Origin of the sequence: Flavobacterium sp. SH_e (genome assembly GCF_025717045.1) — a bacterium.
Classification (GTDB): Bacteria; Bacteroidota; Bacteroidia; order Flavobacteriales; family Flavobacteriaceae; genus Flavobacterium.
On record NZ_JAOVZN010000005.1, the window covers coordinates 84,586 to 104,507 of the forward strand.

Below are 19,922 nucleotides of genomic sequence, written 5' to 3' on the forward strand. Positions count from 1 at the left end.
TAATCGGGCAAAAGGCGGATATTAAATTGTAAACCCTTTTATACTTTAATGTAATTAGGGGTTTTCAACTTAAGGATATTATTTGGTTTCTTGAAACTTTTGAAGTGATAATAAAGCCTGAGTCTGTATTTTTTTCTGGAAAAATCCTGTCCAGCCAAGTAAATAACCTGTTGTTCCAAAGGCTTGCTTTGACCATTTCCATACATCAAAATTGTCTGTATGCTTGATAATTAGGCCATCTTGAAAAACAAATTCGGCGCTTATTTTATTGATCACTTTTCTGTTGGTTTTACTAAAATTATAAGTAGCCGTCCAATTTGCAGAACCAGTTGAATCATCTGCTTTTACATTGAAAAATTCAATTTTTAAATTTCCTTTACTTTTTAAAAGCAGCATTTCCCACATTTTTGAAACCTGTTTTTCTTTTAATAAACCAAAAGCGGGATCAATAAAATGAACTTTTGGATGATAACATTCGCTCATCGTTTTTGCATCAGCGTTAGCGAAAGCGGTATAAAACTTTGTGATTAAGGCTTCATTTGCGTTCATAAAAAAATATTTATGTTAAATATAAGATTTATTAGATTAAAAAATCATTATAAAACACTAATTTCTTTAGCTGTATCAAATGTTTTTTTAGACTTGTCAAATGCTGTTGAGAAATATTTCACTTTACTATAAGCTGTAAAGTGCCCTGTTAGATTTCCTGAAATATCTGGTCCACCAGCAATTATGAATCTTATTGCATAAATATCTGTCTTTTTAAGCTTCAGCCATTCTGCAGGTGTAAAATAATAGTAAGCAGTTGTTTTTCCATCTGCAGATTCTTTTACATTTTTATCTGTACATGCAATAACATCAGCATTTGTCAAATCGACATAAACGCCACCAGCAATTTTTGCTTTGTCACTTGCTGTAGAAACGGTTAGTTTTAAAACACCTCCTTTTTCCGTTTTAGCTATTTGAACATTGATTTCGCCGGAGTAAGCATATTTTTCGCATATAAAAGTATATTCTTGTGTCGCTGGATAAGGAGCTGAACCTTTTACACTTATAGTTTGCTGTGCTGAAGCAAAAGTTGAAATAAATAATAACAGAAGTAGTGGTAGTTTAAAATTCATATATATAGTATTTATTGATCGGCTAATTTGGCGTCAAATTTTTCATCCCAATCCATTGATTTTATGGCAGAAATGAGATTGTCTTCATTTACAAAAATTCGCAATTCCTTATTGGCAACTTTTTTACTGTAGAATGCGTGGTAGCGGTAAATGACTTCATGTTTGGTTTTGTACACTCCATCTAATTTTAAATCTATAAAACTTCCGTAATACTGTCTAAATCTTTGGCAGGTTTTGGTTAAACGTTCTTCCGTAGTGTTTTCCATAACCGATTTAGTTACTTCAGTTTCATTAAAAGGTTTAAATTTTGAAGTATTACACGTTTCTAAAACTCTCTTTCCTAAATCGTACGCTTTACGCTGCTGATTTGCATTTACTTCTGCTCCAGAAACTTTTTTTATTTTTAAATCTTCTGTATCTCTACTTACTGTTTTCGATTTACATCCAATTAATAATAATATTAACAAACATATAATCAATCCTGCTTTCTTCATAACTATTTAAGTAATTTTTAATAATAAGTTAGGATCGGGACAATTTTCAATGTAAAAATTTAGGTCTTTTGTATTGCAGACACCAGGATAATCTCCCCAGTAATCCTCTATTTTATGGATGATTTGAAAATGGACATGGGGTGCATAATCTCCATTGACTGAGGCATTTCCTAAAGTTGCAATCTTTTCGCCCTTTTTAAAATGGTCTCCGATATTTAAATTCTCTATACTTTCTAACGATAAATGTCCGTATAAAGTATAAAATTTCTCATTTTCCACTTCATGCTCTAATATTATAGTTGGGCCGTAATCACCTAAACCAATATTGTTTTTAAAGCTATGCACTTTGCCGTCTAATGCAGCAAGAACTATTGTTCCAGCTTCTGCCCATAAATCTAAACCAATATGAATATTTCGTTCAGGTTTTGTAGCGTTCAAAAAAATGGGGCTTCTTTGGTATAAAAAACGTCCTTCAATATAACCGCCAAAAGCAACTTTGGCATTGTTTTCTTTTAGGTAATTCGAAATGTACTTTTCAAAATCTTCAGAAGTATCTAATTTAGAATTCATTAGATCTTGATTTGAAACCGATAGATTTAACGGAGTATATTCTGAAATACTAATTGTTTCATCAATAACTTTAGTAGGTGGTAAGGCATTTAAAATGGAGGTTAGGGGTTTCATGAAATTTAAGCTACTTTATTTATAATTATTAATTCGTTGTGAACTTCAATGCGAGGCAACATTTTGGTTTTAAACATTTTCGGATTTACTTCAGAAATATATTTTCTATTTCTAACATTGTGCGCTTCATCTAAAATCATCGTATTAAACAATACAACACCATCATCTTTTAAAAGAGTACATATTCTATCTACAAAAAACTTTTCGAACAAAAAATTTGGCATATGAGTATCTTCAAAAATATCAATTATTATGAGATCGTATTTGTCTTTTGTTTTTAAAACAAATTCAAATGCATCGTCTATAACAACTTTTAATTGTTTTATTTGATTAAGGTTAAAATACTCATTTGCAACCTGAATCATATCTGGGTCTATTTCTACACCCGTTATTTTTCCGTTATATTCTATTTCGTTTACTAATGTTTTAACAACACTTCCGCCGGCAACTCCTAGTAATAAAATGTGTTCCATTTCTAAAATTTTGTTGTAACCGATATTTCGAAGTCCGTATCTTAATATGCGCTGTAAACTTCCGTATGAATAATTTGTGTTTTCAGTATCCAAAACTAGTTCTCCATTTGCCCAAGTGACTTCGATCATTTTACTTCTGGCTGATTTCTTTTTAAATATTTTTATTGGGATTATATAACTGAAAAATTTTCGAATCATTTTGAATGCTTTTACTCAAATTTACCATTAAATCTTTAATTTGCACCAAATATTAAATTTTTAATGAAAAAACTATTGTACAAATTCATATTTTTTAAGCTAATGGGCTGGAAAATAGTAGGAATAGAAAATGCTGAAGTGAAAAAATGTATACTTATGGTGATGCCTCATACAAGCAATCACGATTTTTATATAGGACTTTTTACGCGAGGAATCTCTGGACTGCAAATGAATTGGGTAGGAAAGAAGGAATTATTTCGTTTTCCTTTTGGTTATTATTTTAGAAATGTTGGAGGCGAACCTTTAGATCGTTCTGGTGGACTGAACAAAGTAGATTCTATTGCGGCTATTTTTAATAGAAAGGAAATCTTCCGTTTGGCTGTTGCGCCAGAAGGAACTAGAAAAGAAGTGAAGGAAATTAAAACTGGATTTTATTTTATAGCGCTTAAAGCGAATGTGCCAATCGTTCCCGTAGCTTTTGATTGGGGTAAAAAAGAGGTAAATCTTGGGAAACCATTTTATCCAACTGGAAATTATGAAGCCGATTTTGAAATCTTGAAAAAACATTATCAAGGAGTTTTAGGCAAAATCCCTGAAAATGGTGTAAAACTGTAATTTCTGAGAATTTTTCCAAACGCGTGAGAATCGCGTATTTGAAAATTTTCTGGATAAAGATTCGAATATGCGCTAATTTTTGCATCAAGGAGAGTAGGCTTTAAAAGTGCCATTTTTATAGAAAAACACAATTTTATCAATATCATCGTCTTCTAAACTAAAATTTACATTTTTTGGAAGCGATGATTTTTTTATTTCTCTTTTTCCTTCTTCGTTTATTTCTGCAGTTGAAAATAAATCTTCTCCAGAATTTTCATTAGATGGAATAGGAGTTAAGTCTTTTAAATTTTCTTGAATTTCGTCATCATTATTTTTAGGAAAATTTCCTCTTCCTATCAAAATCCAATATAAGTCTACATCTGGAAAAACTTCTAGAATTTTCATTACAAAATCTAAACTTGGCTTGTTTCTTCCGGATAAAAGATGAGACATACTAGAACGCTGTACACCAATTTTATCGGCAAATGCAGAGGCATTTAAACCATAATAATCTAATACCGTTTCAAGTCTTTTTACAAAATCATCTATGTTTACCATTGTAAATTCTTGTTTTAAAATAGTGTATTTACAAATGTAAACAAAAAAATAATACGGTACAGTTTTAATGTTTCAATTTTAAGTATAGTATACTTTTATGTTAAATTTATATATTAGATGATAACCATTAAAGAGTTGAAAAAGAATTGCTTAATACATAATAATATAATTAAATGGTTGTATTGAAATGAGTTATGCATTTAACTAATAAAATCTTTAAAATAATGTTTACAATTTTAAATTCTGTACTTTTTTAGTAGTTTACAATTGTAAAAATAAAGATATTTACTTTTGTAAACTAATCGAAAACGCAATGAATTTAGAACAACTTTTTATACAATACAAAGAAAACTCAATATCTGGAAGATATCTGACTTTAGACCATATTCAGCCTCTTTTAGATAAACTAAATACAGACAACCAAGTGCAAGTTATTGGTAAATCTGTTTTGGGCGAACCTATATATAGTTATCAAATTGGTACAGGAAAAAGACGCGTATATCTTTGGTCACAAATGCATGGAAATGAAAGTACAACAACAAAAGCTTTATTTGATTTCATTAATTTATTAAATGACGATACAGATTTAGCAAAACAATTGCTTAACAACTTCACATTTTATTCTATTCCAATTCTAAATCCAGATGGCGCTAGGCTCTATACTCGTGCAAATGCAAATGAAATTGATTTAAATAGAGATTCTCAAGATTTAACACAGCCGGAAAGCAATGTTTTAAGACAAGTTTTCGAAACTTTTAAGCCAGATTTTTGTTTTAATCTTCATGATCAGCGTACTATATTTGGAGCAGGAACTACAGGAAAACCAGCAACTGTTTCATTTTTAGCACCATCTTATAATGAAGAAAGAGATGTTAATGAGGTGAGACAGAAAGCAATAAATATAATTGCAGGAATAAATGAAGAGCTTCAAAAATATATTCCTGGTCAAGTTGGGCGTTTTGATGATTCTTTCAATATTAATTGTATTGGAGACACTTTTCAATTTTTAGGAGTTCCTACGATTTTATTTGAGGCTGGTCATTATCCAGGGGACTATGAAAGAGAAATTACCCGTAAATACATATTTTTCGCGTTAATTTTGAGCTTTAAACTAATTTCCGAAAACGATTTAGTTGATAATAGATTTGGTGAATATTTGAATATTTCACAAAATAACGTGGTTTTTTATGATTTTATGTATAAAAATGTCAAAATAAATTATGATGGTATCGAAATTATTACGAATTTTGTCGCTCAATACAAAGAAGAATTAATCGAAAATAAGATTCATTTTAACGCTTATATAGTTGAAGTAGGCGAGTTGGAAAATTATTTTGGTCATTATGAATACGACGCAAAAGGAGCCGAATATTCGGACGATTTCCAAAATTTTCCAAAAACGGGTCAGAAAGCAAATTTTTATTTAAATAAAAATGTTAAATTTGTTAACGGATTAATAAAAAGTTAATTTTTATGTGAATTTGTTGTTTTTTATATATAATTTTATACTTTGTAATAGCAATTAGTAATATTAATTAAACAATTATGAGTAAATTTCGTTTAGATGAAGTAGATCACCAGATTTTAGATATGTTAATAGACAATACGAGAGTTCCGTTTACTGACATTGCAAAAAAACTATTGATATCTGCTGGTACAGTACACGTTAGAGTAAAAAAGATGGAGGATGCCGGTATTATCATGGGGTCTTCATTAGCCTTAGACTACGATAAATTAGGTTATTCATTTATTGCTTATGTTGGGGTTTTCCTTAATAATACATCTCAAACTAAATTTGTATTAGAAAGAATCAATCAAATTCCATTCGTAACTGTAGCTTCTGTTACTACAGGAAAATTCAACATCTTTTGCAAAATTAGAGCAAAAGATACTAAACACGCGAAAGAAGTTATCTTCATGATCGACGATATTGAAGGTGTTTACAGAACAGAAACAATGATCTCATTAGAGGAAAGTATTAACGATAAGAAGCGTTTGATGCATACTATTTTCAAAAATATGTAAGAACTTTTCTTGAATGCTATATTAAAATATAACCTCAAGTTTATTCTTGGGGTTTTTTTATGACTAATTAACCAACCAACTATAACACGATTTTATGTATACGTTGCCAAAAATTGAACGTTTTAATCAAGACGTTCTTTCAAAATATCACATTTATAATAGTGTTTTCATAACATTGCCTTTTGATTCTATAGATAATACAGGAGTTTTACTTCCTTTATTTACAGAAACTTGCGAAACAGGCTTTAAAAAACAGGAAACACCAAAAGAAATTGTTGATTTTTTCTCTAATAAATTTTTAAGTAATACTTCTGAGGCGGAAAAAATCGACCTTATGTTTCGATTTATTCAATATATAGAACGCCAAATCGTATTATTTGACGCCATTGAAGATGCCGCTTTTCCAGAAGTTAATAACATGGAAGGACGTGGGTCTTTAAGAGATATCAAAGAAAAATCGGATGCTAAAGAAAAAGATGACGAACTAAGTGAATTTCTAGAAAACTTCAATGTTCGCACTGTTTTAACAGCACATCCAACTCAGTTTTATCCTGGCCCCGTATTAGGTATTATAAATGATTTGACAGAAGCTATTCGTCAAAACAATCTACTTCAAATAAAACAATTACTGGCTCAATTAGGAAAAACCCCTTTTATTCAGAAAGAGAAACCAAATCCCTATGATGAAGCAGTCAGTTTGATTTGGTACTTAGAAAATGTATTTTATGCTACAGCTGGAGAGATTGTACATTACCTTCAAAAAAATATTCTAGATGGAAATCCAATTCAGAATCAATTAATCAAGTTAGGTTTCTGGCCAGGAGGTGACCGTGACGGTAATCCTTTCGTAACTACAGATATTACTCTTAAAGTTGCAGACCGTTTGCGTACTTCTATTTTAAAGTGTTATTATGTAGAAATGAGAAATCTGAAACGTAAGTTAACTTTCTCAGGTGTAGATACTTTAGTAGCTGAACTTGAAAATAAACTTTACCGTTCTGTATTTTATTCTAAAGGTGATATTTTCATCACTTTAGATGAATTATTGACGCAATTAAATAAGATCCGAGCTATAATTATTGAAAAGCATCAGTCTTTATACTTAGATGAATTGGAAGCTCTTTTAGTAAAAATTAACCTTTTCGGATTCCATTTTGCGACTTTAGATATTCGCCAAAATAGCAAAATTCATAATGCAGTTTTCAAAGATGTTGTGAATTATTATTTGAACTCTGGTTCAGAAGTTTTTCCGAAAAATTATTTCGAATTGACAGAAAATGAAAAAATTGATGTTTTATCGAAAGTAAAAGGAAATTTAAACCCAAGTGATTTCGAAAATGAAATTACTAGATATACTTTAGAATCAATTCAAGCAATTAAAACCATTCAGCAAAATAATGGTGAAGAAGGTGCTAATCGTTATATTATTAGTAATAACGAAAGCGCACTGAACGTGATGGAAACTTTTGCAATGATTCGTTTGAATAATTGGGAAAATCCAACTGTTGATATTATTCCGCTTTTTGAATCTGTAGACGATCTACAAAATGCCCATTCTATTATGGAGCAATTGTATACAAATCCAGAATATTCTAAGCATTTGAAAGCAAGAGGAAACAAACAGACAATTATGCTTGGATTCTCTGATGGAACAAAAGATGGCGGTTATTTAATGGCTAACTGGAGTATTTATCAAGCTAAAATTTCGTTGACTAAAATTTCTAGAGAATACGGAATTAAAGCAATTTTCTTTGATGGACGTGGTGGACCTCCAGCTCGTGGCGGTGGAAAAACACATAAGTTCTATGCTTCTTTAGGTCCAAAAATTGAAAACAATGAGATTCAAATAACAGTTCAAGGTCAGACTATTAGCTCTAATTTTGGGACTTTAGACTCTTGTCGTTATAATATTGAAAACTTATTGAGTGCTGGTGTTACAAATCAAGTATTTAGTAAAGAGAAAAATGAATTAACAGCTGATGAAACTCAAATCTTAACGGATTTAGCGAATTTAGGTTATGAGAAATACTTAAGCTTCAAAAATCATCCAAAGTTTATTCCGTACTTAGAAAAAATGAGTACGCTGAAATATTATTCTAAAACTAATATTGGAAGCCGACCTTCAAAAAGAAGTAAATCAGAATCATTAGATTTTGCTGATTTAAGAGCAATTCCATTTGTTGGCTCATGGAGCCAGTTAAAACAAAACGTTCCAGGTTTCTTTGGTGTGGGATCGGCTTTAAAACATTTTGAAGAAACAGGACAATGGGATAAAGTGAGTAATTTGTATCACAATTCATTGTTTTTCAAAACTTTGCTTGAAAATAGTATGATGTCATTGGCTAAATCATTTTTGCCATTGACAGCTTATATGAGAAAAGATCCTGAGTTTGGTGAATTCTGGCAGATTATTTATGACGAGTTTTCAGAAACAAAACGTCTTTTATTAAAAATCGCTGATCATAAAACTTTAATGGAAAATTATCCTGACGGTATTGCTTCAATTCAGATTAGAGAACGTATAGTTTTACCTTTATTGACAATTCAGCAATATGCGTTATTGAGGATCAACGAGTTGAATAAAGAAGAAGCTCCTGACGAAGAATTAGTAAAAGTGTACGAGAAAATCGTAACAAGATCTTTATTTGGAAATACGAATGCAAGTAGAAATTCAGCTTAAAAAATAAATGAAATGAGAGCAGCAGAATTATTAGAAAATGAATATTCAGGTCACTTTGGCACTTATATAAAAGCAGCTGGCGACGGAATTTTAATTGAAGAATTAGAAATTTCTCTTCATGAATTCATTCGATTTGTTCAAAATATTCCGATGGATAAATTTGATTATCGTTATGCAGAAGGAAAGTGGACAATTAAAGATATTATTCAGCACGTAATAGATACCGAGAGAATTTTTGCCTATCGTGCTTTACGTTTCTCAAGAAACGATAAAACGCCTTTGCCAAGTTTTGAAGAAAATGATTACGCTGATAATACAGACTCAAATAATAGAAGTATTCAAGACTTACTTACTGAATTTTCAGCTGTAAGGCACTCAACTTTATTGTTTTATAAAAGCTTGTCTCAAGAACAGCTTAAACGTATTGGGACTGCTTCAAATAACCCAATTTCAGTTCGCGCCTTAGGTTTTGTTATGATTGGACATCAAAAACATCATCAGAAAGTTTTTGAAGAAAGGTATTTGTAAAAGCTTACATTTTTAAACATAAATAAACCCGACAGATTTTAAAAATCTGTCGGGTTTACTATTGTATACAATTTTAGCATTTCGGAAAACGTGGGCTTCGACTTCGCTCAGTCTGACAATACTGGTTTTAAATGTCAAATGTCAGACTGAGCGAAGCTGAAGTCTTTCTTTTTATACCTTTTGATTCTTTCTTTCCAAAAAAGCCAAACCAAACCGAATTTTATCATAAGACATTTTTTCTTCAAAATAATCAAAGTAAGGTCTTAATGCATTTGGATTTTCTAATTCTATCTGTGCTTTTTCGATTTTAAGAATTTCTTCTTCAGAAACAAACTGATTTAAATCAATATCATTTCCGTCAACATATAATTTAGCCAAATGTGAAATGATTGTGGTTTTACCTAAATTTCGCTGTTCAGCGATTTCCTGTACAGAAAGTCCATTTTGAAATAATTCTAATGTTTTTTTATAGGTATTGTCTTTTTTCTCTTTTTTTACAACCGATTTATTTCTTTGGAATTCTACAATTGCATTAATGAACTCAGAACCATATTTTTCCAATTTGGCTTTACCCACACCTTCAACCGCAAGGAAATCTTCATCTGTCATTGGTCTTAAAACTTCCATTTGTCTTAATGAAGCATCACTAAAAATAACATAAGCAGGAACTTCTTCTTTCTGTGCAATTTCATAGCGTAATTTGCGAAGTGTTTCGAATAAAGAATTTTTAGCTGCTTTTGGTTTTGCCTCTTTGGTTTCGTTCTTATCAATTATTTTCTTAACAACAGTCGTCAGTTTTACTTTTTCTCCTTCAAATAAAACTTTCTTTGCAAAAGGAGTAAGAAGAATTTTATTATGCTGATGAAAGGCAATTTCGCAGTAACCTAAATTAATAAGCTGAATAAGATATTGATTCCAGTCATACCAAGAAACATCAGCACCAATTCCATACGTTTTTAGCTCTTGATAATTTTTTTCGTAGATATAGGCGTTTCTCGAGCCTCTTAAAAAATCTACAATTACAGCCAACGGTTCAGATTCTTTTAATCGCGTAATCGCCGACAGTGCTTTTTGCGCGAGAATCGTACCATCGAAAAAAGTTGGAGGATTTTTGCAAATATCGCAGTTACCGCAATTTTCAGTTACTAATTCTCCGAAATACGATAATAAAATTTTTCTTCGACAGCTCACTGCATCGGCATATTGTTTCATACGATCCAATTTTGCAAGCTGAATGTCTGAGTTTAGTCCTTCAGAAGCAAATTTCTGCAATTGAATCACATCTGCATAACTTTCAAAAAGAACAGTTTCTGCAGGAAGACCATCTCGACCCGCACGTCCAATTTCCTGATAATATCCTTCAATATTTTTTGGAAGATTATAATGAATTACCCAACGAACATTCGATTTGTCAATTCCCATTCCAAAAGCAATTGTTGCGCAAACAACCTGACAATCGTCATTTATAAATTGATCTTGAGTTTTAGCACGTGTGTTATTATCTAAACCAGCATGATAAGCTTTCGCTGTAATTCCGCTTTTCTTTAATTTTTCAGCTAGTTCTTCAGTAGTTTTTCTGCTTAGACAATAAATTATTCCAGATTCATTCGGTTTATTTTCAATAAAATCAATTATTTGTTTTACACGATCTAGAGCTGGGCGAACTTCTAGACTCAAATTTTTACGATCAAAAGAAGCAATGAAAGTCTTTGGTTTTTGTAAGTTCAGTTGTTTTGTTATGTCTGTACGAGTTGCTTTGTCAGCCGTTGCAGTCAATGCTAAAATTGGAGTGGAAGGGAAGCGACTTTTTAAATAACCTAAATTAGTATATGCTGGTCTGAAATCATGTCCCCATGAAGAAATACAATGAGCTTCATCAATCGCTATTAAGCTAATAGTTAATTCGTTAAATGCAACTTCAAGATACGAAAGGCTTTCAGGTGCAATATAAACCAGTTTGAAGGTATTAGACTTTAAATTTTCTATATAGTATTGCTGTTCTTGTGCCGATTGTGAACTATTTATATAGCAAGCAGAAATTCCGTTAGTTTTTAAACTGTCAACTTGATCTTTCATTAATGCAATAAGAGGAGAGATCACTATGGTAATTCCTGGTAAGATTAAGGCCGGAAGCTGAAAGCAGACCGATTTACCGCCACCAGTTGGCATAATAGCTAGGGCATCCTGTCCTGCTAATACTGTATTAATAATAGATTCTTGGTTGGGTCTAAACTTTTCAAAACCAAAATTTTCTTTTAATGTAGTATGTAAAATTTCTGTAGTCATAGGCATATAATTTTTGATAGTAATAGTAAAAATAATCTTACAAATACAAAAATATAAATTTCGTTTAAACTTTAAATTGAAATATAAAAAAAAGGAACCCAAATCGAGTTCCTTTTACTTATTTTAAAGAAAATGAATTAATCTTCATCATCTTCCTCTTCATCATAATCAGTGTCGGCTTTGTCATCATCGTCATCGTCATCATCGTCATCACCACCATCGTTATCAGGTTTGTCTAGATTATCATCATCTTCATCATCGTCGTTGCTAATATCATCATCTAAATCTATACCTTTAACTGGTGCAATTGCATCTACATCAACATCTAAATCATCATCTTCATCGTAGTTTTCAATTCTGTCGGCAAGTTTAGTACTAATTTTCACCAAATAAATTGTGTCTTCAGTACGAACTTCAACAGCTTCAACCAATTCGTTTTTAGCATTTCTAAAACGGATTACATCCGAATCATCATAACCATCAGGAAATTTTTCTACCAAAAGGTTTAAAATTTCGTTGGTAAGTTTGGCGTAGTCTACTATAACTCTTTTCATAAATTATTCTATAAATCTAATAAATATGCAAAAATTAACGGAGCAACAATTGTAGCGTCCGATTCAATAATAAATTTTGGGGTTTTGATGTCTAATTTACCCCAAGTGATTTTTTCATTTGGAACTGCCCCAGAATAAGAACCATAACTAGTTGTTGAATCTGAAATTTGGCAGAAATAGCTCCAAAATGGTACATCGTGCATTTCCATATCTTGATATAGCATTGGAACTACACAGATAGGGAAGTCACCAGCAATACCACCACCGATTTGGAAGAATCCAATTCCTTTAGAGCTGTTTTTTGAATACCAATCTGCAAGGAAAGTCATGTATTCAATTCCAGATTTCATGGTAGATGCTTTCAATTCACCTTTAATTACGTATGAAGCAAAGATATTTCCCATTGTACTATCTTCCCATCCTGGAACGATGATCGGTAAATTTTTCTCTGCAGCTGCATACATCCAGCTATCTTTTAAATCAATTTCATAGTACTCTTCTAAAACGCCAGACAACAACATTTTGTACATAAATTCGTGTGGGAAGTAACGTTCTCCTTTATCGTCAGCATCTTTCCAAATTTTGTAAATATGTTTTTGTAAACGACGGAAAGCTTCATGCTCAGGAATACAAGTGTCTGTAACACGATTTAATCCCCTTTCTAATAAAGCCCACTCATCTTCTGGTGTTAAATCACGGTAATTAGGAACTCTTTCGTAGTGAGAATGAGCCACTAAATTCATGATATCTTCTTCTAGATTTGCTCCAGTACATGAAATAATATGCACTTTGTCTTGTCTGATTACTTCTGCAAAAATTTTACCAATTTCTGCTGTACTCATTGCGCCAGCCATACTTACAAGCATCTTTGCACCATCAGCTAACTGCTGCTCGTATGCTTTTGCAGCGTCTACTAATGAAGCAGAGTTAAAATGCAAATAATGTTTTTCAATAAACTGACTGATTGGTCCTTTCATTTTTTTTGTTTTTTTTTGAATTAAAAAGTTTAACCTTTTTGGATGTTAATGCAAATTAAGAATTTTAAAGATATTTCTTTTACTTAATCTGCCGTTTTTTTACAACTTTTTTTTGTAGCCTAAAATCTTTAAAACATCGTCTGAAGTTTGTTGTTCCGAGAATACTTCAGTTGCCAGAATTCCGTTTTCGTCACGATCAATTAAAATGTGTTTAGGCTGCGGAATCAAACAGTGGTGCAGACCGCCGTATCCTCCAATTGTTTCTTGATAAGCGCCAGTATTAAAGAATCCGATATATAAAGGCTTCTCTTTGTTGTATTTAGGTAAATAAATGGCGTTCATGTTTTGTTCAGAATTGTAATAATCGTCACTATCACAAGTAAGACCTCCTAACAGAACCCGTTCGTAAGTATCATTCCAGCGATTGATAGCCAGCATGATAAAACGTTTGTTTATAGCCCAAGTATCTGGTAAAGTGGTAATGAAAGATGAATCAATCATATTCCATTTTTCTCTATCATTTTGTTGTTTTTGATACAAAATCTGATAGATTGCACCACCGCTTTCACCTACTGTAAATGACCCAAATTCCGTAAAAATATTTGGAACATCTACTTCGGCTTCTTCACAAGCAATTTTAATTTGATTGATAATTTCATCAATCATATATTGATAATCATATTCAAAGGCAAGTGAGTTTTTAATTGGGAAACCACCACCAATATTAAGACCGTCTAGAGTAGGGCACTCTTTTTTAAGAGCAATGTAAACTTTAATACATTTTACAAGCTCGTTCCAGTAGTATGATGTATCATTAATTCCAGTATTGATAAAGAAGTGAAGCATTTTTAGCTCTAATTTATCATTTTCCTGAATTTGTTTTTTATAGAAAGAAACTATGTTTTTGTATCCAATACCTAATCTAGAAGTATAGAACTCAAATTTAGGTTCTTCTTCGGCAGCAATACGGATTCCAATTTTGAATTTCCCTTTAATTTCTGCCTGAAGTAAATCTAACTCTTCGTAATTATCAATAATTGGAATAGTATTTTTATGTCCGTTATTGATTAATCTAGCAATATTGGTAATGTATTCGTCTCTTTTAAAACCATTACAAATTACATACGTGCTTTTGTTGATTTTACCGTTTTCCAATAAATTCTCAACAATATTAACATCAAAAGCAGACGATGTCTCTATATGAATATTATTCTTGAAAGCTTCATTCATGATATATTCAAAATGAGAGCTTTTTGTACAATAACAATAGTAGTATTTTGCGTCGTATTTGTTCTTTTCCATTGCCTTTCTGAACCATGCTTTTGCTTTATTGATGTTTTCAGAAATCTGAGGTAAATAAGTAAACTTTAACGGTGTGCCATATTGTTCAACCAATTTCATCAAATCGATGTTGTGAAACAATAAGTTGTCTTTGTTTAATTTAAATTCCTCTTGCGGAAAGTAGTATGTTTGGTTTATTAGATCAGAATATTTCGTATTCATTTATTTGTCAACGTTTTAGAGATTGTAATTTAATTGTAATTTAGAAATTTTCGGTGCTAAATCCTAATTCAAACTCTAATATTGGCAAATATAATTGGCAGTTTTTCGTGCTCGGCTTTTGTACATTGGAAAACATCAAAGCAAAATGGGCTTTTACTATTATAAAAACGGTTCAACATTCTTAATAAAGAACTGTTGAGTCTGTTTCTGTAAGAGCTAAATTGCCTTTGCTGATTGTTTGTTTTCATGGGGCAAATGTAAAAAATAATATATACCAAATGCAATGGTTTTGATTAAAAAAAGTTTAAGATTTATAATCTTGAAACGCTTCTAGAATCAATTTATTTTCAACGGATTGGTTAATTTTTATTTTTCCGATTCCTTCAATTAATGCAAATTGAATTAAACCGTATTCATTTTTTTTGTCGTGAATTAACAATTCTAAGATCGGATCGATGTCATTTTCTTCAAAAATTATATCCTCATAAATACCTTTAATTATGGTTTTGATTTCTCTGTATTCTTCCTGAGAAATTAAACCTTTTTGAAGCGAAATATAACTTTCTAAGATCATTCCGACCGCAATAGCTTCTCCGTGCAGTAAAGTTGTTTTTTCTTCGCTTTCTAGAAAGTATCCTTCAATAGCGTGACCTAGCGTATGCCCAAAGTTTAATGCTTTACGGATATTTTTCTCCGTTGGATCTTGAATCACAATTTCATTTTTAATTTCTACTGATCGATAAATTAATTGATCTAATTCATCAAAAACAATTGATTTTAAATCTGAAAACTGTCTCCAATATGGTGCATCATATATTAAACCATGTTTTAGCATTTCTGCTAAACCTGAACGCATTTCAGTTTGTGGCAAAGTTTCTAAATATTTTGTATCAATTAGTACCATTTGCGGCACATTGATAACTCCAATCTGATTTTTAAGATTTCCTAGATCGACTCCTGTCTTTCCTCCAACAGAAGCATCAACCATAGATAATAAAGTAGTTGGGATATTGATAAAATCTACACCTCTTTTAAATGTAGAAGCCACAAAACCACCTAAATCAGTAACAACACCTCCTCCTAAATTAATAATAAGAGATTTTCTATCGGCACCAAGTTCTGTCAAAATATTCCAGATCTCAATACAAGTTTCAATATTCTTATTTGCTTCTCCAGCTTCAAATTCTATAATTTCAATTGCTAAATCAGTTTCAACAAGAGGAATAAATTTAGACAAACAATATTCATTGGTTTGATCGTCTACAATTATAAATATATTAGAATATTTATTTTCTCTTAAATGTTTATTTAAAGCTTCGTAAGCATTCTGGTTGAAATGCACAAGATAATTGTTGGCTTGAATAGATCGCATAATTCTTTAGTTAATTGAAAGCGCAAAAATAAAGTATTTTAAACTAAATAAACCTCAAACTTCTGTTCTAATTTGTTTTAAAAATCCGAGTAATTGTTTTTAAGTGTTTAAAGTGTGCTATAGTAAAACATTTACTTCGTAAAGCTACATTTTTATACATCCTATTAAAGATATATAAAAATATGGTGCTCTTTAGTAAACAATATTCAAAACACTCTCTATATTTGCATAAAAAATAAATTTAATGGAAAAGATATTCGATAACACTCAGGTTGCATTTTCACTTAAAAGTGATACAGAACTTGATAGAGCTTATTTCCTTTTCAAAATGATTGACAGCGAGCCTTTGGTAAGAATTGGAACTGCTGTAACTAATTTTGCGATTAAAGCTCATTTACCAGTAGAAGGATTAATTCGTGCAACTGTTTTTGATCACTTTTGCGGTGGTGTAAACGAAAATGATTGCCTTACTGTTGTAGACAAAATGTTTACAAAAGGAGTTTCGTCTGTTTTGGATTATTCTGTTGAAGGGAAAGAAGAAGAAGAGCAATTTGATGCAGCTTTGGAAATGACACTGCGAACAGTAGATTTTGCAAAAGAACGTCTTGCAATTCCATTCGCAGTATTTAAGCCAACTGGTTTAGGGCGTTTTGAATTATACGAAAAATTAGGAGAAAAACAAGCTTTTACTCCTGCAGAACAAGCAGAATGGGATAGAGTAGTAGCTCGTTTTGATAAAGTTTGTAGTGAAGCTCATAAAAAAGATGTTGCTTTATTGATTGATGGTGAAGAAAGCTGGATGCAAGATGCAGCAGATGATTTGGTTACCGATATGATGCGTAAATACAATAAAGAAAAAGCAATTGTCTTTAACACTTTACAGATGTATCGTTGGGATCGTTTAGATTATTTAAAAAAACTTCATGAAGTAGCCAAAACAGAAGGTTTCTATATCGGAATGAAATTGGTTCGTGGTGCTTACATGGAGAAAGAAAACAAAAGAGCTGAAGAAAAAGGTTATGTTTCTCCAATTTGCGTTTCTAAAGAAGCTACAGACATAAACTATGATAATGCTGTGCAATATATGTTAGATCATATTGATAAAATGGCCATTTTTGCAGGAACTCACAATGAATTGAGCTCCTATAAATTGATGGAAATGATGGAGAAGAGAGGTATCGCTAAAAACGATAACAGAATATGGTTCGGGCAATTATATGGAATGAGCGATAATATTAGTTACAACTTAGCTGAAAACGGCTATAATGTTGCGAAATATTTGCCTTTCGGACCAGTAAAAGATGTTATGCCATATTTAATTCGTCGTGCAGAAGAAAATACTTCTGTTGCGGGTCAAACAAGCCGTGAATTATCTATGATTAAAGCAGAACGTAAACGTAGAAAAGGGAAATAAATTAATTGTTAATTCTGAATTGTAAATTGTGAATGTTTACAATATCAAGAACTGTTTGTCACACAAAAAAGCTCCAATCTTAAAATTGGAGCTTTTTTGTGTTTAATTATATTTAATTGTAAATTTTTAAGAATTACTAAATTGTAAATTGCTTAAGTTTTTATAAATTCCATTTTCTAAGTTAATTAGTTCTTGGTGTGTTCCTTCTTCAGAAATTTTACCATTATCCAAGACCAAAATTTTATCTGCGTTTCTAATTGTAGATAGCCTGTGAGCAATAATAATGCTTGTTCTTCCTTCCATTAAAACTTCTAAAGCTTCTTGAACCAGTTTTTCGCTTTCACTATCTAAAGAAGAAGTTGCTTCGTCTAAGATTAAAATACTTGGGTTTTTAAGCAAAGCTCTAGCAATCGCAATACGCTGGCGCTGTCCGCCTGAAAGTTTAACTCCACGTTCTCCAACCAAAGTTTCGAATTTCTCTGGAAAACTATCTACAAAATTGAATGCATTTGCTTGTTTTGCAGCTGCAATGATTTCTTCTTCGCTAGCATTTGGGTTTCCGTAAGCAATGTTTTCTCTAATTGTTCCTCCAAATAAAATTACATCCTGAGGAACAATACTCATATTTCCACGAAGTTCTTCTAAATCATAATCGTGAATACTTTTTCCGTCAACTAAAATTTCTCCAGAAGTTATGTCATAAAAACGCAATAGAAGAGATGAAATAGTAGATTTTCCGGCACCACTTGGTCCTACAATTGCTATTTTTTGACCAAATTCAGCATTAAAATTAACGTCTTTTAAAACCTGAACTTCTTTTCTTGAAGGATAACTAAAAGCTACATTTTTGAAAGCAACATTTCCTTTTATTTTCTCAATAGCAGTAAGTCTAGGCTTAGCATTGATTTCTTCAGGAGTTTCCTCTAATAATTCGAAAACACGCTCAGTTGCACCAACAGCTTTTTGAATCTGTGCATACATCTCGGCGATTCCGCCAAAAGAAGCTCCAATGAAAGTAGTATATAATACAAAAGAGATTAAATCTCCAACACCTTCAACTTCTCCTTTAATTGTCAATGTTATTCCGTACCAAACTACAGCAACAACACAACCAAAAAGACATAGAATAATAAATGAAGCAAAATAACCTCTGTATTGACCACCTTTTATGGCGATTTTTACAATTTCTCTAATCTTATTTTTATAACGCTGAATTTCGTACCATTCGTTAGCAAATGCTTTTACATTGCTAATTCCTTGTAATGTTTCTTCAACAATAACTTGGCTTTCGGCTACTTTATCTTGTGTTTTTTTTCCGTATTTACGAATGAATCTTCCAAAGATTACGGCTGCAACTGCCACAACTGGCACAATTGCAAGCATCATAAAAGTTAATTTTGGACTAATGCTTCCTAAGATTACAAAACCCCCAATAATTAAAATAAATTGGCGTAAAAATTCAGCGATTGTTGTGCTAAAAGTATCTTGTAACTGCGAAATATCAGCACTAATTCTACTATTAAGCTCTCCAACACGTTTTTGAGAATAAAACGACATTGGTAATTTTATCAGGTTTTCATATAATGCAAAACGAATATTAGAAAGAGAGTTTTCTGTAAAATTCACAAACAATGAAATTCTGAAAAAAGAAAAAATCGCCTGAAGCACCAAAATTCCCATTAAACCAAGCGCTATTTCGTTGGCTTTAGAGAGATCTTTATTAGTAACACAATCAACAAGCATTCCCATTAATTTAGGAAAGGCAAGGGCAGTGGCGCTTGTTAGAAATAGAAAAACCAAACCTAGGAAAAATTTCCATTTGTGATTTTTAGAATATTTAAAAATTCTTAGAGCTTTCTGAAGAGAATTAGAGTTTAATTTAGCTTTCGGTAAATCATTTTCTTGAAATCTTGCCATTTGAATATACAATTAAGGTATGCAAAGGTATGACTAAGTCGATTCACTACAAAGGAATATTAAGAATTAGAGCTTTTAATTTGGGTTTTTAACGAAATTATAAGAAAGAGTAAAAAAAGTTTATTTTTTAAAGGTTTGAAAAATAGCTATCTAAATAAAAACACGAAAAAATATTTATTTTTTTTTTCTAAAAAGGCTTGCAAATACAAAATCTAAGCGTATTTTTGCACCCGCAATCACAAAGATAGCTGCCTAGTAAAATAGGGCGATTAGCTCAGCTGGTTCAGAGCACCTCGTTTACACCGAGGGGGTCGGGGGTTCGAACCCCTCATCGCCCACAAATTTTTTCACAAAAAGGCTTGCAAATACAAATTCTAAGTGTATATTTGCACTCGCTATCACAAAGATAGCAACCTAATAAAATAGGGCGATTAGCTCAGCTGGTTCAGAGCACCTCGTTTACACCGAGGGGGTCGGGGGTTCGAACCCCTCATCGCCCACAAGAAACTTCTTAAGAAATTAAGAAGTTTTTTTTTCGCTTTTC

At 31.6% G+C, this 19,922-nt stretch carries 18 protein-coding genes and 2 tRNA genes; 8 read left to right on the top strand and 12 right to left on the bottom strand.

Translation table 11 applies throughout. The features are described from left to right. Positions 1-78: 78 nt before the first annotated feature. From OD917_RS08200 to OD917_RS08220, 5 genes are read right to left on the bottom strand one after another with little or no spacing between them, the layout of a single operon-like run. Positions 79-549 carry a nuclear transport factor 2 family protein gene (locus OD917_RS08200; RefSeq protein ID WP_263523072.1) on the bottom strand — a complete coding sequence of 157 codons (471 nt, stop codon included), beginning with the start codon at positions 547-549 and terminating at the stop codon, positions 79-81. Between the two features lie 47 nt (positions 550-596). Continuing rightward, the gene (locus OD917_RS08205; protein ID WP_111283925.1) at positions 597-1,121 is read right to left on the bottom strand and encodes a hypothetical protein; all 525 of its coding nucleotides are present in this window, start codon (positions 1,119-1,121) and stop codon (positions 597-599) included. 11 nt (positions 1,122-1,132) lie between these two features. After that, positions 1,133-1,615 carry a hypothetical protein gene (locus OD917_RS08210; protein ID WP_263523073.1) on the bottom strand — a complete coding sequence of 161 codons (483 nt, stop codon included), beginning with the start codon at positions 1,613-1,615 and terminating at the stop codon, positions 1,133-1,135. 6 nt (positions 1,616-1,621) lie between these two features. Beyond that, entirely contained in the window at positions 1,622-2,299 is a 678-nt protein-coding gene (locus OD917_RS08215) for a peptidoglycan DD-metalloendopeptidase family protein (protein ID WP_263523074.1), read from the bottom strand. Positions 2,300-2,304: 5 nt separating this feature from the next. Next, a complete protein-coding gene (locus OD917_RS08220; RefSeq protein ID WP_263523075.1) occupies positions 2,305-2,970 on the bottom strand; it encodes a spermidine synthase in 666 nt (221 codons plus the stop codon). A 63-nt stretch (positions 2,971-3,033) separates the two neighbouring features. Here OD917_RS08220 and OD917_RS08225 point away from each other — a divergent pair, with 63 nt between their 5' ends. Then, entirely contained in the window at positions 3,034-3,585 is a 552-nt protein-coding gene (locus tag OD917_RS08225; RefSeq protein ID WP_263523076.1) for a 1-acyl-sn-glycerol-3-phosphate acyltransferase, read from the top strand. A gap of 84 nt (positions 3,586-3,669) precedes the next feature. On the opposite strand, the gene OD917_RS08230 is transcribed toward OD917_RS08225, so the two are convergent. Then, positions 3,670-4,122 (bottom strand): helix-turn-helix domain-containing protein, encoded by a 453-nt coding sequence (locus OD917_RS08230; RefSeq protein WP_263523077.1) that lies wholly within the window; start codon positions 4,120-4,122, stop codon positions 3,670-3,672. A gap of 313 nt (positions 4,123-4,435) precedes the next feature. Between OD917_RS08230 and OD917_RS08235 the strand changes: the two genes are divergently transcribed. The 4 genes from OD917_RS08235 to OD917_RS08250 all read left to right on the top strand — a co-directional run bounded on the left by OD917_RS08235 (position 4,436) and on the right by OD917_RS08250 (position 9,355). After that, positions 4,436-5,590, top strand: coding sequence for a M14 metallopeptidase family protein (locus tag OD917_RS08235; RefSeq protein WP_263523078.1), 1,155 nt, complete (start codon positions 4,436-4,438; stop codon positions 5,588-5,590). 77 nt (positions 5,591-5,667) lie between these two features. After that, positions 5,668-6,147, top strand: a complete 480-nt coding sequence (locus tag OD917_RS08240; RefSeq protein WP_007805990.1) for an Lrp/AsnC family transcriptional regulator — start codon at positions 5,668-5,670, stop codon at positions 6,145-6,147. A 94-nt stretch (positions 6,148-6,241) separates the two neighbouring features. Next, complete coding sequence (locus OD917_RS08245) at positions 6,242-8,827, top strand: phosphoenolpyruvate carboxylase (protein WP_263523079.1); 2,586 nt, start codon at positions 6,242-6,244, stop codon at positions 8,825-8,827. A 12-nt stretch (positions 8,828-8,839) separates the two neighbouring features. Beyond that, positions 8,840-9,355 carry a DinB family protein gene (locus OD917_RS08250; RefSeq protein ID WP_263523080.1) on the top strand — a complete coding sequence of 172 codons (516 nt, stop codon included), beginning with the start codon at positions 8,840-8,842 and terminating at the stop codon, positions 9,353-9,355. Between the two features lie 171 nt (positions 9,356-9,526). Here the strand turns inward: OD917_RS08250 and recQ are convergent, their stop codons facing one another. From recQ to aroB, 5 genes are all read right to left on the bottom strand, one after another. Continuing rightward, positions 9,527-11,641, bottom strand: coding sequence for a DNA helicase RecQ (recQ, locus tag OD917_RS08255; protein ID WP_263523081.1), 2,115 nt, complete (start codon positions 11,639-11,641; stop codon positions 9,527-9,529). A gap of 137 nt (positions 11,642-11,778) precedes the next feature. Continuing rightward, complete coding sequence (locus OD917_RS08260) at positions 11,779-12,195, bottom strand: DNA primase (RefSeq protein WP_263523082.1); 417 nt, start codon at positions 12,193-12,195, stop codon at positions 11,779-11,781. Between the two features lie 8 nt (positions 12,196-12,203). Beyond that, positions 12,204-13,172 carry a deoxyhypusine synthase family protein gene (locus tag OD917_RS08265; protein WP_095951163.1) on the bottom strand — a complete coding sequence of 323 codons (969 nt, stop codon included), beginning with the start codon at positions 13,170-13,172 and terminating at the stop codon, positions 12,204-12,206. Positions 13,173-13,271: 99 nt separating this feature from the next. Next, the gene (locus OD917_RS08270) at positions 13,272-14,675 is read right to left on the bottom strand and encodes an arginine decarboxylase (protein ID WP_263523083.1); all 1,404 of its coding nucleotides are present in this window, start codon (positions 14,673-14,675) and stop codon (positions 13,272-13,274) included. Positions 14,676-14,979: 304 nt separating this feature from the next. Next, entirely contained in the window at positions 14,980-16,047 is a 1,068-nt protein-coding gene (gene aroB / locus OD917_RS08275) for a 3-dehydroquinate synthase (protein ID WP_263523084.1), read from the bottom strand. 244 nt (positions 16,048-16,291) lie between these two features. On the opposite strand from aroB, the gene OD917_RS08280 reads away from it, so the two are divergent. Continuing rightward, the gene (locus OD917_RS08280; protein WP_263523085.1) at positions 16,292-17,461 is read left to right on the top strand and encodes a proline dehydrogenase family protein; all 1,170 of its coding nucleotides are present in this window, start codon (positions 16,292-16,294) and stop codon (positions 17,459-17,461) included. A gap of 126 nt (positions 17,462-17,587) precedes the next feature. Here OD917_RS08280 and OD917_RS08285 read toward each other — a convergent pair whose 3' ends face one another. Further along, positions 17,588-19,378 (bottom strand): ABC transporter ATP-binding protein, encoded by a 1,791-nt coding sequence (locus OD917_RS08285; RefSeq protein WP_263523086.1) that lies wholly within the window; start codon positions 19,376-19,378, stop codon positions 17,588-17,590. Positions 19,379-19,641: 263 nt separating this feature from the next. Between OD917_RS08285 and OD917_RS08290 the strand changes: the two genes are divergently transcribed. Further along, positions 19,642-19,716: transfer RNA gene (locus OD917_RS08290), tRNA-Val, on the top strand. Between the two features lie 87 nt (positions 19,717-19,803). Then, positions 19,804-19,878, top strand: a tRNA-Val gene (locus OD917_RS08295). Positions 19,879-19,922 lie beyond the last annotated feature (44 nt).

What these genes read in the sequence shown, in the direction of transcription:
- OD917_RS08265 (WP_095951163.1), bottom strand. Translation starts at nt 13,172, where the DNA reads ATGAAAGGACCAATCAGTCAGTTTATTGAAAAACATTATTTGCATTTT.
- aroB (WP_263523084.1), bottom strand. Translation starts at nt 16,047, where the DNA reads ATGCGATCTATTCAAGCCAACAATTATCTTGTGCATTTCAACCAGAAT.
- OD917_RS08200 (WP_263523072.1), bottom strand. Translation starts at nt 549, where the DNA reads ATGAACGCAAATGAAGCCTTAATCACAAAGTTTTATACCGCTTTCGCT.
- OD917_RS08230 (WP_263523077.1), bottom strand. Translation starts at nt 4,122, where the DNA reads ATGGTAAACATAGATGATTTTGTAAAAAGACTTGAAACGGTATTAGAT.
- OD917_RS08260 (WP_263523082.1), bottom strand. Translation starts at nt 12,195, where the DNA reads ATGAAAAGAGTTATAGTAGACTACGCCAAACTTACCAACGAAATTTTA.
- OD917_RS08285 (WP_263523086.1), bottom strand. Translation starts at nt 19,378, where the DNA reads ATGGCAAGATTTCAAGAAAATGATTTACCGAAAGCTAAATTAAACTCT.
- OD917_RS08205 (WP_111283925.1), bottom strand. Translation starts at nt 1,121, where the DNA reads ATGAATTTTAAACTACCACTACTTCTGTTATTATTTATTTCAACTTTT.
- OD917_RS08225 (WP_263523076.1), top strand. Translation starts at nt 3,034, where the DNA reads ATGAAAAAACTATTGTACAAATTCATATTTTTTAAGCTAATGGGCTGG.
- OD917_RS08245 (WP_263523079.1), top strand. Translation starts at nt 6,242, where the DNA reads ATGTATACGTTGCCAAAAATTGAACGTTTTAATCAAGACGTTCTTTCA.
- recQ (WP_263523081.1), bottom strand. Translation starts at nt 11,641, where the DNA reads ATGACTACAGAAATTTTACATACTACATTAAAAGAAAATTTTGGTTTT.
- OD917_RS08210 (WP_263523073.1), bottom strand. Translation starts at nt 1,615, where the DNA reads ATGAAGAAAGCAGGATTGATTATATGTTTGTTAATATTATTATTAATT.
- OD917_RS08250 (WP_263523080.1), top strand. Translation starts at nt 8,840, where the DNA reads ATGAGAGCAGCAGAATTATTAGAAAATGAATATTCAGGTCACTTTGGC.
- OD917_RS08235 (WP_263523078.1), top strand. Translation starts at nt 4,436, where the DNA reads ATGAATTTAGAACAACTTTTTATACAATACAAAGAAAACTCAATATCT.
- OD917_RS08215 (WP_263523074.1), bottom strand. Translation starts at nt 2,299, where the DNA reads ATGAAACCCCTAACCTCCATTTTAAATGCCTTACCACCTACTAAAGTT.
- OD917_RS08220 (WP_263523075.1), bottom strand. Translation starts at nt 2,970, where the DNA reads ATGATTCGAAAATTTTTCAGTTATATAATCCCAATAAAAATATTTAAA.
- OD917_RS08270 (WP_263523083.1), bottom strand. Translation starts at nt 14,675, where the DNA reads ATGAATACGAAATATTCTGATCTAATAAACCAAACATACTACTTTCCG.
- OD917_RS08240 (WP_007805990.1), top strand. Translation starts at nt 5,668, where the DNA reads ATGAGTAAATTTCGTTTAGATGAAGTAGATCACCAGATTTTAGATATG.
- OD917_RS08280 (WP_263523085.1), top strand. Translation starts at nt 16,292, where the DNA reads ATGGAAAAGATATTCGATAACACTCAGGTTGCATTTTCACTTAAAAGT.